The sequence below is a fragment of the Nocardia sp. 2TAF39 genome (genome assembly GCF_052114905.1).
Classification (GTDB): Bacteria; Actinomycetota; Actinomycetes; order Mycobacteriales; family Mycobacteriaceae; genus Nocardia.
In genome coordinates this window covers 162,823-174,873 of sequence record NZ_JBFRFQ010000004.1, presented here as the reverse complement: position 1 = coordinate 174,873, position 12,051 = coordinate 162,823, and the positions used below count along the sequence as shown (strand labels likewise).

Annotated in this window: 9 protein-coding genes; 5 read left to right on the top strand and 4 right to left on the bottom strand. The window is 69.4% G+C overall.

Going from position 1 to position 12,051, the window contains the following annotated elements:
* Window positions 1–108 precede the first annotated feature (108 nt).
* The 3 genes from AB4Z47_RS04375 to AB4Z47_RS04365 are packed head-to-tail and all read left to right on the top strand — an operon-like array spanning window position 109 to window position 2,151.
* The gene (locus AB4Z47_RS04375) at window positions 109–759 is read left to right on the top strand and encodes an urease accessory protein UreF (RefSeq protein WP_441947988.1); all 651 of its coding nucleotides are present in this window, start codon (window positions 109–111) and stop codon (window positions 757–759) included.
* 26 nt (window positions 760–785) lie between these two features.
* Window positions 786–1,505, top strand: a complete 720-nt coding sequence (ureG, locus tag AB4Z47_RS04370; protein WP_441947986.1) for an urease accessory protein UreG — start codon at window positions 786–788, stop codon at window positions 1,503–1,505.
* Window positions 1,495–2,151, top strand: a complete 657-nt coding sequence (locus tag AB4Z47_RS04365) for an urease accessory protein UreD (protein WP_441947985.1) — start codon at window positions 1,495–1,497, stop codon at window positions 2,149–2,151. Before ureG ends, AB4Z47_RS04365 begins: the two co-directional genes overlap by 11 nt.
* A gap of 315 nt (window positions 2,152–2,466) precedes the next feature.
* Here the strand turns inward: AB4Z47_RS04365 and AB4Z47_RS04360 are convergent, their stop codons facing one another.
* Both AB4Z47_RS04360 and AB4Z47_RS04355 read right to left on the bottom strand, forming a co-directional pair.
* Window positions 2,467–3,393 carry a hypothetical protein gene (locus tag AB4Z47_RS04360; RefSeq protein ID WP_441947984.1) on the bottom strand — a complete coding sequence of 309 codons (927 nt, stop codon included), beginning with the start codon at window positions 3,391–3,393 and terminating at the stop codon, window positions 2,467–2,469.
* Window positions 3,394–3,833: 440 nt separating this feature from the next.
* Complete coding sequence (locus AB4Z47_RS04355) at window positions 3,834–5,258, bottom strand: NAD(P)/FAD-dependent oxidoreductase (RefSeq protein WP_441947983.1); 1,425 nt, start codon at window positions 5,256–5,258, stop codon at window positions 3,834–3,836.
* Between the two features lie 224 nt (window positions 5,259–5,482).
* Here AB4Z47_RS04355 and AB4Z47_RS04350 point away from each other — a divergent pair, with 224 nt between their 5' ends.
* Window positions 5,483–6,979: a cytochrome P450 gene (locus AB4Z47_RS04350; protein WP_441947982.1), complete on the top strand. Its 1,497-nt coding sequence runs from the start codon at window positions 5,483–5,485 to the stop codon at window positions 6,977–6,979.
* Between the two features lie 35 nt (window positions 6,980–7,014).
* Here the strand turns inward: AB4Z47_RS04350 and AB4Z47_RS04345 are convergent, their stop codons facing one another.
* Together AB4Z47_RS04345 and AB4Z47_RS04340 are read right to left on the bottom strand one after the other, a co-directional pair.
* Entirely contained in the window at window positions 7,015–7,800 is a 786-nt protein-coding gene (locus AB4Z47_RS04345; protein ID WP_441948052.1) for a tat pathway signal sequence, read from the bottom strand.
* A 211-nt stretch (window positions 7,801–8,011) separates the two neighbouring features.
* Complete coding sequence (locus AB4Z47_RS04340) at window positions 8,012–8,218, bottom strand: hypothetical protein (protein ID WP_441947980.1); 207 nt, start codon at window positions 8,216–8,218, stop codon at window positions 8,012–8,014.
* A 267-nt stretch (window positions 8,219–8,485) separates the two neighbouring features.
* Between AB4Z47_RS04340 and recC the strand changes: the two genes are divergently transcribed.
* Window positions 8,486–11,872, top strand: a complete 3,387-nt coding sequence (gene recC, locus AB4Z47_RS04335; RefSeq protein ID WP_441947979.1) for an exodeoxyribonuclease V subunit gamma — start codon at window positions 8,486–8,488, stop codon at window positions 11,870–11,872.
* The last annotated feature ends 179 nt before the right edge of the window (window positions 11,873–12,051 follow it).

Below are 12,051 nucleotides of genomic sequence, written 5' to 3'. Positions count from 1 at the left end.
CACGCGACGCCCCGCAGTCGTAGGACGCACCTTCCGCCGCTGACTCGCCGGAACGTCCGCGAAACTCCCGCGACATTTGTGCGACACGCTGGGACATAGGATCGACGAGTGCGGGAATCCGGAGCGACAAGTCTGACGACATTGCTCGCGCTCGCCGACTCGAGGCTGCCGATCGGCGGGCACGTGCACTCCGGCGGCGTCGAGGAGGCGGTCGCGTCCGGCCTGGTCCGCGACGTCGCGTCGGTCGAGCTGTATCTGCGCCGCAGGGTCCGGACCTCCGGCTTGGTCGCCGCGTCGCTGGCCGCGGCCGTGTGCGCGGGCGAACTCGATCCTGCGCGCGCCGAGGCAGAGGCCGACGCGCGGACCCCCGCGCCCGGCGCGCGGACCGCGTCCCGCGCGCAGGGTCGCGGCCTGCTGCGCCTTGCGAAACAGCTGTGGCCCCGGCCGGACTGGTCGGCGCTGGGCGCTACACCACACCTGTCCACCGTCTTCGGCGTAGTCGGCGCGACCTGTGCGGTAACGCCGCAGGAAACGGCGGGCGTCGTCGTCTACACCACGCTCACCGGTGCGGCGACCGCCGCTCAGCGACTGCTTGCCCTGGACCCCGCCGCGGTCGCCGCATGCACGATTCGTCTCGCCGACCTGTGCGATCGCACCGCCGCGGAGGCGGTGACCGGTCTCGCCGCGGTGTCCGATCCGCTGCAGGACGCGCTCGCTCAGCGCCACCTGCAACGCGACATGCCGTTGTTCGCCAGCTGACGCCCCCGAGAAAAGGAGATCGCGAAATGCCCCCGCACCTGATCGACGGCGAGCCGCACGACCATATCCACGATCGGCCCAAGCGGGCGCGCACACCCGGCGAGGCGCTGCGCATCGGCATCGGTGGCCCGGTCGGGTCGGGCAAGACCGCGCTGGTGGCCGCGCTGTGCAGGCAGCTGCGCGATGAGCTGTCGCTGGCGGTGCTGACCAATGACATCTACACCACCGAGGACGCCGACTTTCTGCGCCGCCACGCGGTGCTGCCGGACGAACGCATCACCGCCGTGCAGACCGGCGGTTGCCCGCATACCGCCATTCGCGACGACATCACCGCGAACCTGGACGCCATCGACGACCTGGTCGCGGCCAACCCCCCGCTGGATCTGATCCTGGTCGAATCCGGCGGAGACAACCTCACCGCGACCTTCTCCTCCGGCCTGATCGACGTGCAAATCTTCGTCGTCGACGTGGCGGGCGGTGACAAGGTCCCGCGCAAAGGCGGCCCCGGCGTGACATTTTCCGATCTGCTGGTGGTCAACAAGACCGACCTGGCCCCGCTGGTCGGCGCCGATCTCGGTGTGATGGAGCGAGACGCGGCGCGGGTGCGCGATGGCCGACCGACCGCGCTGATCTCGCTCACCGAAGACCCGGCCGCCACCCCGGTGCTTTCCTGGGTGCGCCAGCAGTTACGCGCGGCAGCCGAACGGGACCGCGCGGCAGGCGCCGAATCCTCAGTTGCGCACTGAGTTACGGATCGTCGCGGCCGCCGCGACCCTACCGGAGATCCATGCGAGCGGCGGACTGTCGGCTCGCCGTACCGGACCGCACACGGTGCATCTGATCGGCACCGCGGCCACGCCGCTGGGTGGTGACGAGCTCGATATCGTCATTGTGGTCGGACCGGGCGCCGAGCTGGTGGTGCGTTCGGTCGCGGCGAGCATCGCGCTGCCGAGCGTGGAGACTTCGTTGTCGATCGGTCGCTGGCACCTCGAGATCGGCAGCGCGGGAATGCTGGATATCGATCCCGAGCCGATGATCGTCGCGGGCGGTGCGCGGCACCACACCGTCACCACGATTCGGCTGGCCTCCGATGCCCGGTTGCGGATGCGCGAACGAATCCAGATCGGCCGAACAGGCGAGGACGACGGTTGGTGGCAGGGAGAGATGATCGCCGACGTCGACGCCACGCCGCTGCTGCGCCATCGCCTGGAATTGGGTGCCGGTACGCCGGCCGATGATGCGCTGGCGGCCCCGCGCGCAGTGGAGAGCGAACTCGTCTATCCAGACGAGTGTCCGGCGGCGACAAACGGACTGGCGCAGACTCGGCTGCCGCTCGCGGCCGGTGGCAGCCTGTTCACTCGCACCGGGTCACTGCTCACTGTCTCCGGGTGATGCGGAGGGGGCGGCGTCGAGCCGCCGTTGGCGCCGCGTTCCGACGGCCCGCCCGATGAGCACGCCTAACGCGCCGAATACCGGCGGAACGCCCAGCAGTAGAACCAGCCAATCACCGGTCTGCACACGCGCCCCCTTCGAGAGAGCTGAAGCGTTGCGCGTCAACCAGGATACCCGGCAAAGGCGTGCCGATATTCCGGGAGTCGGACTTGGGAGTCGTATGAACGGCCGGGTGCCTCGCGCCGAATTCGTCTGGTAGAGGGCGGGAGGAAGAAAGGCTGGGAGCCCGACAATGTCGGCGGAGTCCCACCCTTCTCACTCGACTCTCGAATGCACCGCCTGATCCTCGCTGATAGCCCGCGGGGGCGCACTGAGAGAGTGCACCGCACCGACGGTTGCACCGATGCCCGCCCCGATGGCCGCGATGGGGACAGCGATGATGGCCGCGCCGTAAGCGATGCTGATGGGAATTGCGGCGAGGCCGATCGGCGCGAACGGCAGGCCGATAGCTGTGCCGATGATGCCGCCGACGGCTGCCGAGGTCAGCGCGAAGGGGCTCGCTATTGCCGCGCCCGTCGCCGCACCTATCGCCGCGGCGCCGACGGTCTCGCTTGCGATCCTGTCGGACCTGCTGCGTTCCATTCCGATCGAGTCGAGGAATGTCGCCATATCGGCCTCGGCTACCGCTGCGCCGTCGTTGATCTGGATGGCTTGCTCGCGGTAGAGCTGCGAGTCCGGCGCGTCGACCACCACGTCACCGAAGCGGAACTTGCCGGGTGGCGGCGCAATCGGCGGAACCGGGGCGACCGGAACGGGCCCGTGCAGTGGGCCGAGCGGTGCCAGGTACTTTCTGTCCGGCATCGGCCGCGCCCACTGCAGTGAACTCAGCGTGCCGTCCGGGATCCGCAGCCCCTTGTATGGACGCACATTCGGCTCTTCGGCTGCGGGCCACTGCGCCGACTCGTCGGTCTGTGGGTCGGTCTGGTTGGTTTGTGGGTCGGTCTGGTTGGTTTGTGGGTCGGTCTGGTTGGTTTGTGGATCGGTCTGGTTGGTTTGTGGATCGGTCTGGTTGGTTTGTGGGTCCGTCTGGTCGGTGTGCGGGTCGGCTTGGGGGTCGGTCTGCGGGTCCGTCTGATCCGGCTGGGTCACCGGCGGGGTGGACGGAGCGGGCTCGGCGTTCGCAGTGCCGGTCCCCACCAGTAGCGCCAGTGGAACCGCTACCGCCACGACCATCGAACTCATTTTCTGTCGCTGCGGTTCGGGAACTCTGTGCTTGCCTGTGCCCATCGATCACCTTTCATACGGAAAGAGACTTTCGACGCCGACATTCGTTTCTGCTGGCCACACGGATTGGTCGTATCTCGGTGACACACAGCGCGAGCATAGCTGAAGAGTTGCTAATGGGTGGTTGCTTGAGCAACCTTCCGTCTCGGCGTCGAGCAGGCCCCCGGGATCGGCCCGCTCGACGGGCGGGAACGCAACCTGTGGCGGGGAGCCGGAAAGGGAGTGTTATCGGCGCGCAGTGTGCCGGGCAGCGGCGTCACCAGGAGGTGCCGTCGAGCGGTGTCGACCGGTGCGATCCACCGGCTACCAGGGGACGGGCGATGCTGCCGGTCGGTGAGTCGCGCGTGACCGAGGCCGACCAGACCACGAAGGCCCGCCGTATTGGCGTAAAACCGGCGTCAGCCTGCCTTCGCATCCCTGATGGCTTTGTCCACCGCGACCCGGCTGTTGCTGGCGGCACCGAGCGTGGCGGCGAGTTCTTCGGCATCCTCGTCGTCGCCGGTACTGATGGCTTCCAAGGCGAGCCGCGCGAATACCCACTGCTCGGTGGCGGCCATCTGCCCGCGAGTGCGTCCGAGGAAGGTGACGAACCACTGGATGACGGTGATGATTCGGCTGCGGTAGCCGACGAGGTAGTACAGGTGCAGCCCGAGCCAGGCCAGCCACGCGAGGAACCCGCCGAATTCCAGCTTGCCCACCTGGCACACGGCGCTGAACCGCGAGACGGTGGCCATGCTGCCCTTGTTGAAGTACTTGAACGGCTTACGCTCCGTCTGGCCGTTCAGCTCCGCTTTGATCTGCTTGGCGGCGTAGGTCGCGCCCTGAATTGCGCCCTGCGCCTGGCCCGGCACATTCGGCACCGACATCAGATCGCCGACCACGAAGACGTTCGGGTGGCCCTTGACGGTCAAATCCGGCTCGACCACGACCCGCCCGGCCCGGTCGACCTCGGTGCCATCGGATTGTTCCGCGATCATCTTCCCCAGCGGGCTGGCCTGCACCCCGGCCGACCACACCTTGCACGCCGACTCGATGCGGCGCACCGTGCCGTCGGAGTCCTTGACCGTGACGCCGAACGCGTCGACATCGATCACCATGGCGTTGAGCTGGATCTCCACGCCCATCTTCGCCAGCCGCCGTTCGGCCTTGCCGCCGAGCTTCGGCCCCATCGGTCCGAGTACGGCGCCCGCGCCCTCGAGCAGCACGACGCGCGCATCGCGCGGATCGATGTTGTGGAAAGTGCCCTCCAGCGTGCGATCGGCGAGTTCGGCGATCTGCCCGGCCAACTCGACGCCCGTGGGGCCCGCGCCGACGATGACGAAGGTCAGCAGCCGGTCGCGCTGCTCCTGGGTGGTGGCCAGCTCGGCCTGTTCGAACGCGCCGAGGATGCGCCCGCGCAGCTCGAGTGCGTCGTCGATGGTCTTCATGCCGGGAGCGTAGGTGGCGAACCGGTCGTTGCCGAAGTAGGACTGCTGCGCGCCGGTGGCCACGATCAGGCTGTCGAACGGGGTGACGGTGTCCTGGTCCAGCAGGCGCGAGGTAACCGTCTTGTTCTGCAGATCGATGCCGGTGACCTCGCCGAGCAGCACCTGCGCGTTCTTCTGCTTGCGCAGGACGAGCCGGGTGGCGGGCGCGATCTCGCCGGTCGACAGGATGCCCGTGGCGACCTGATACAGCAGCGGCTGGAACAGGTGGGTGGAGGTCTTGGAGATCAGGGTGACATCGACGTCGGCGCGCTTGAGGTGCTTGGTGCCGAACAGGCCGCCGAAGCCCGAACCGATCACCACCACCCGGTGACGGTTCTCGACAGTCTGAGTGCTCATCGTCCTGCTCCTCGATGGACCGGGGTTGCTCCCCGGCGACGGTTCCTGACACGCCCAACCGTAGTCGGCGCGCCACCCACCGTCACGACGAGATCCCGGACCTGGCATGTCGCAGTGCGACATCTCACCGCCGCAGGGGGATTGTGGGGAGGCTCGTTCCGCGAACCGACCGAGCGAATACGCGAAGAAGAATACGATAGGAACTGTCGCTCAGGAGGTTTGCCATGGTCGCCGGGGACCGTGTGGTCGGCCGAAAGCCCAGCGTGCAGGCCGAATCCGAGAATCAAGCGCTGATCGAGGTCCCGCATGGGCATCTGATCGACCGGGCCCTCGGGCTGCTCCCGGAACGGCACCAGGTGCTGGCCACTCCGCCGCAGGGCAGCGCCACCGCGCCGGTGGAGGGTGATGCCGGGCTGCCATATCTCGGCCGGGCGTTGCACTACATGCGCTGGGGTCCAGCCGAGATGATGGAGCGCTATCGCCGATACGGTCCGGTCTCGTTGAACACCTCGCTGGGCGTCGACCGGGTGCTGGTCGCCGGTCCGGACGCGATCGATGAGGTGCTCGGCCGCAGGCGCCGCGATTTCGGGCAGGGCTGGGACTACTTCATCGGTCCATTCTTCCGTCGCGGATTGCTGTTGCTGGAATTCGACGAACACAAATTCCACCGCAGGATCATGCAGCAGGCTTTTACCAGAGACCGGCTGGAGGCGCATCTCGCGGCGCTGACCCCGGTGGTGCGCGCGAGCATCGGACGGTGGGTTCCACAGGGGCGCGACGCCGAACGCACCGTGGGCCTGTATCCCATGATCAAGGAGCTGACCCTCGATATCGCGGGCGAGAGTTTCATGGGTGTCGACGTCGGTGCACGGCGCAAGCAGCTCATCGACGCTTTCGTCGACTGCACCCACGCCGGGCTTGCCATCATCCGGCACTCGGTGCCGGGCGGCAACTGGCGGGCCGGGCTGCGCGGCCGAAAGGTACTCGAGGAGTACTTCACCGCGATGCTGCCGGAAAAGCGCCGCACCGTATCGCCGGACTTCTTCTCCGGGCTGTGTCACGCGCGTAGCGAGGACGGCGGTGTCTTCGGTGACGCCGACGTGGTGAACCACATGATCTTCCTCATCATGGCCGCGCACGACACCACCACGACGACTGCCACCGCGGTCGCCTACTATCTGGGCAAACATCCGGAATGGCAGGAACGGGTGCGCGCCGAGGTGCGCGCACTGGACGACCGGATCGGCGACGCGCCGCCCACCATCGCGGACCTGGAGGGGCTGCGCGATCTCGATCTGGTGGTCAAGGAGAGCCTGCGTCTGATGCCGCCGGTTCCCGGATTCTCGCGCCGCGCCGTGCGCGACACCGAGATCGCGGGCCACTACATTCCGGCGGGCGCCCCGGTCGATGTGGCCTACCAGGTCAATCACCTGCTACCTGAGCTGTGGACGCGGCCGGAGGTGTTCGATCCCGAGCGGTTCGGCGAGCAGCGGCGCGAGGACAAATCGCACCGCCTGGCCTGGCTGCCGTTCGGCGCGGGCGCGCACAAGTGCATCGGGATGCACTTCGGCACATTCGAGGTGAAGACGGTGACCGCCGCACTGGTGCGCGAGTACGAGTGGTTCATCCCGGAGAAATATCGAATGCCCTGGGGATTCACCACGATCCCTTTCCCGAGGGACGGTGCGCCGATGACGCTGCGTCGGCACTCGGCCGCCTGACGGGAGAGCACAACAACCCCGCCAGGCGCCGCGCGTCAGCGTCCGGCGAAGAGCAGCTGGGCGACCTTGGTGTCGGTGTCGGCGCCCTCTGCGTAGCCGCCGGCGTCACCCAGCGAACTCATGATGGCCAGGGTGTAGCGCTCGCCCGGCCCGGCGAAGCCGACCGAGTTCACGACCCAACCACCTTGCTCGGCGGACCAGCCGTTCTTCAGGCCGGGACGCATCTGCTCGCCCGCGCCCCACACGCCCCAGTGCTGATTGGAGTCCACTGCACGCATCCGGTCGACCAGGTAGTTGCGGTCGTCGGGGTGCATCTGGCCGAGGATGTAGTCCATCAGCCGATCCAGGTCGGCGGCGGTGCATTTCTGGAACGACCAGTCCGGGAAGAGCGCGGTGTTGGTCGGCTGTGGCTCCAGCGTGGACATCCCGTTGGCGCGGAACGCGTTGTTGAACGCCATCCGGTCGAGGCCCGAGTATTTGACCCACAGCCGGTCCGCGGCGCCGTCATTGGAGGTGGCCAGCATCGATTCCATCAGCCCGCGATCGTCCGGCGACAGCGTGATCGCCCCGACGCGTGCGCGGTTCAGCAGATCCGCGGCGATCGCGAGTTTGATCGTGGACGCGGTCCAGACCGCGTTCTCCGCATTGCCGTTGGCATAGACCCCGCCGGAGACCCGGTCGCGCACGACGTAGCCGGTGATGCCGGGACGGCTGTTCAGGTAGGCGTCGACACTGGCGATGCGGCTGCTCATATCGCAGTCGAAACCGGGCAGGCACGCTTGCGTATGCGCGAGCGGCGCCGCGCCCGCGGTCGGGAGCATGGCGGGCACGCTCGGAACGAGGATCGCCGCGGCGGCGAGGACACAGGCTGAGGTGGCTACGCGGGGGATGGCCCGGGTGGCGGGGGACGGGTAACGCACGAGGGACCACGATCGCACATCCCGGCCCTGGACGCACGTCTTGAGCTCGGCCGCGGGTTGTGCTAGCGCTAGTTGCGCAGTTGCGCCGCAGCGGGTTTCGGCCATGAGCATGTCAGCGGAAAGCGGCGCGCAGCTCTTCGACGGTGCGTCCGTTGAGGCGGTAGCAGTGCTCGAACGCCTCGCTGTGCCGGTCGCGGGGCCAAGAATGGAGGACGACGGTGCGACCGTAGTGGCGCGAGTGGACGAGCTCCCAGCAGTCACCGACCCGGCGGACCGTGAACCCGCCTCTCGGAACCAAGGGAATCACCATCGCATCCATGAACGCGAACCAGCCTTTCGGTGCAGCTCTCTCGTTCCTCCCCGGTCCAGCACTGTCGCACATCAGGCGCGTGGACCCTGCGTGACACGGCGAAGGAATCCGTTCTCGTGTGGTCTATTTCACTCCTGCCCGGCCGGGGCGGTGCAGTTGCGCGTCGGTCGCTGGGCGTATAAACGTGCACGAAGCCCAAGGCGCCGCGCCATCCCCGAGCAACCAGGGAGCCGCGAAGTTCCAGCGCAGTCCGACACATCGACCGAGAGGGCGCAGATGCCGCTGCACATCCACCGTGCCGAGCGCGCCGACGTGCTTGCCGAGGCGCTCGCCGGTGCGCTGGCGACGCCGCAGGCGGACCCGTTCGCCGGCGAGGTGGTGGCGGTGCCCGCGAAGGGTGTCGAGCGATGGCTGACGCAGACGCTGTCGGCGGTGCTCGGGGCAGGCCACGCGGAGGACGGTGTCTGTGCGAATATCGCCTTCCCGTCCCCGGCCGCGCTGGTCGCGGAAGTGCTCGCCGCGGCGAGCGGGGTGCGCCCCGCGGATGATCCGTGGGCGCAGGAGCGGGTGGTGTGGAGCCTGCTGCGGGTGATCGATGCTTCGCTGTCCGAACCGTGGTGCGACGTACTGGCCAGGCATCTCGGCGCGCAGGACCCCTCGGCTCGCGAGCCCCGCGTCGGCAGGCGGTACGCCACCGCGGCGCACCTGGCCGCGCTGTTCGACAGCTACGGATCGCAGCGCCCAGAGCTGCTCACTGCATGGGCGGCGGGCCGGGATGTCGACGGGGCGGGCGGTCAGGTGCCCGACGACCTGCGCTGGCAACCGATGCTGTGGCGCGGGCTGCGCGCGGAGGTCGGGGTGCCGAGTCCGGCCGAGCGGCTGGATGCCGTGTGCGCGCGGCTGCGCGCGGAACCAGGTCTGGTGACGCTGCCGCCGCGGCTGTCGCTGTTCGGCGTGACCCGGCTTCCCAGCGATCAGCTCGCGGTGCTGTCGGCGCTGGCCGCGGGCCGCGAGATCCACCTGTGGCTGGCCCATCCGAGCCCGGCCATGTGGTCGCTCCTGGACCGGGCGCCCGCGGTGCGCAGGCGCGCCGACGATCGCACCGCGACAGCGGTGGCGCATCCGCTGCTCGCGGGACTTGCCCGTGACGTCCGGGAACTCCAGCAGCGGCTGTCCGAACCCGCCGCAACGGGCACCGACATTTACCATCCCTCGAAGGAAGTCACTGCTCTTTCGGCGGAAGTCACTGCGCTGGAAGCAGAATCGCCGCCCAAGACGTTGCTGCGCGCGCTGCAGGCGGGGATCCGGGACGATCGCTGGCCGCCGAGGACCGGCGAGGTCGGCGCGGACGGCACCGTGCGGGTGCACGCGTGTCACGGTCCCGCGCGGCAGGTCGAGGTATTGCGGGAGTGCCTGCTCGGGCTGTTCGCGGCCGACGAGACTCTGGAGCCGCGGGATGTGCTCGTCATGTGTCCCGAGGTGGAGGCGTACGCGCCGCTGGTGCTCGCCGCGTTCGGTCAGCGCATGCCGGGATCGACTGAGCCGCAGGGCGATTCGGAGCATCCGGCGCATCGGCTCCGGGTGCGCCTCGCCGACCGGGGGCGCGGCGTGACCAACCCGTTGCTCGCGGTAATCGGCGTCCTGCTCGAGCTGGCCGACGGCCGGGTGACCGTCACCCAGGTGCTCGACCTCGCAGCCGCCGAAACGGTCCGGCGCCGATGCGGATTCGATGACGAGGACATCGAGCGGCTGCGCGAGTGGTCGGCCGAATCGGGCGCGCGGTGGGGGATCGGACAGCGCCAGCGGCAGGCGTTCGGGCTTGCCGACTTCGCTCAGAACACGCTCAACAGCGCGGTGGATCGGATCCTGCTCGGCGTCACGGCGGGCGAAACCTCGGACGACTGGCTGGATCTCGCGCTCCCGCTGGACGACGTGGACAGCAACGACATCGATCTGGCCGGACGTTTCGCCGAGTTCATCGATCGGCTCGCCGTGTGCCTGCGCGACCTGCGTGGTCCCCGCCCGGCGCACGAGTGGGCCGCGGTGCTCGGCCGCGCGCTCGACCTGCTGACGGACGTGGCGGACGCCCAGGCCTGGGTGCGTACCGAGGCCAGGCAGGAGATCGCCGCCGCCACCGACCACGCGGGCGAGGTGCCGTTGCGGCTGGCCGACGTCGCGGTGCTGCTGCGCTCGCGGCTGGCGGCGCGGCCGACGCGGGCCAACTTCCGCACCGGCGAGCTGACCGTGTGCACGATGGTGCCGATGCGGTCGGTGCCGCACCGGGTGGTGGTGCTGCTCGGACTGGACGACGACGTGTTCCCACGCGCGGGCGGTGTCGACGGCGACGACGTGCTTGCCAGGGAACCGCTGCTCGGGGAACGGGATCCGCGCAGCGAGGACCGGCAGCTGTTGCTGGACGCGGTCCTCGCGGCGCGCGACACACTGCTGGTGCTCCACACCGGCGCGGACCCGGTCAGCGGTGCACACCGCCCGCCCGCTATCCCGGTCGCCGAGCTGCTGGACGCGCTACGGGCCCATGTCGGCGCCGCGGCGATGGATGGAGTGGTAACACGGCATCCGTTGCAGCCCTTCGACCTTCGCAATTTCCGTGCCGAGCGGCCGTTCAGCTTCGACGCCGTGGCGTTGGCCGGTGCGCACGCGGTCGGGCGGCCCACGCAAGCGCGGCCCCCGTTCCTCGCGGTGCCGCTGCCCGCGCCGGAGACCGCGGATGTGGCACTGGCCGATCTGATCTCGTTCGTCGAGCATCCGGTGCGCGCGTTCCTGTGGCAGCGGCTCGGCCTGCGGGTCCCGGAGCACGAGGAGGACATCGCGGACCGGCTGCCCATCGAACTCGACGGTTTGGCGAAGTGGGAGCTGGGCGAGCGTCTCCTGGCGGCCCGTCTGACCGGCGCCGACCCGGCGGGGTTGCGCGCGGCGGAGTGGCGGCGCGGTACGCTGCCGCCCTTCGGTTTCGGCGCCGCCGTTCTCGACGAGGTCGAGCACACCGTGGACCGGCTGGTCCGCGCCGCGCAGGCCGACTACGCGGGTACTCCGCGGGCTGTGGACGTGGTGGTGGATCTGGGGAACGGCCGCAGGCTGACGGGCACTGTGCCCGAGGTGCGCGGCGACACCCTGGTTCGCACCACTTTCTCCCGGCTGGCCCCGAAACATCGCATCGGCGCGTGGGTTTCGCTGCTCGCCCTCGCCGTCACCGAGGATCGGTCCTGGCGTGCGGTGAGCACCGGCCGCGGCCGATTCGGCCGCCCCGCATGGCGTTGCGAGCTCACCGCCCCCGATGTGCCCGTGGCCAGGGAGATTTTGCGGAAGCTTGTCGCCATGCGCGATCTGGGACTGACCGAGCCGCTGCCCATCGCACCCGCCGCCACCGCGGTCTACGCCGAACGCCGCTTCCGGGGCGCGAGCATCGACGACGCCGTCGCCGCGGCCGAACGCGAATTCGACGGCGGCCCCAACGGTCCCGGCCCGTTCGGCGATCACACCGACCGGCATCTGCGCTACGTGTTGGGCCCGGCACCGCGTCTCGCCGACCTGATGGCCGCGCCCGCTCCCGCGGGCGACCCCGGCGAGGCCACCCGCTTCGGCGCGCTGGCGCGACGGATGTGGGCTCCGCTGCTCGGCGCGGAAAGCCAGGGTCAGCCGTGAACGGCCACAGCGCGATCGGTGACCATCCGTTCGGCACGTTCCTACGTGCCGCGCCCGCCGCGCCCGCGCCGCGTGTCGGTCGCCGGGTCGTCGTCTCCTGCCCGGCAGAATGGCAGCTCGGGCGTCCGGCCCGAAATCCGGGGATCGTCCCAGCGGCCTGCGACCCCGGCTGGCCGAAA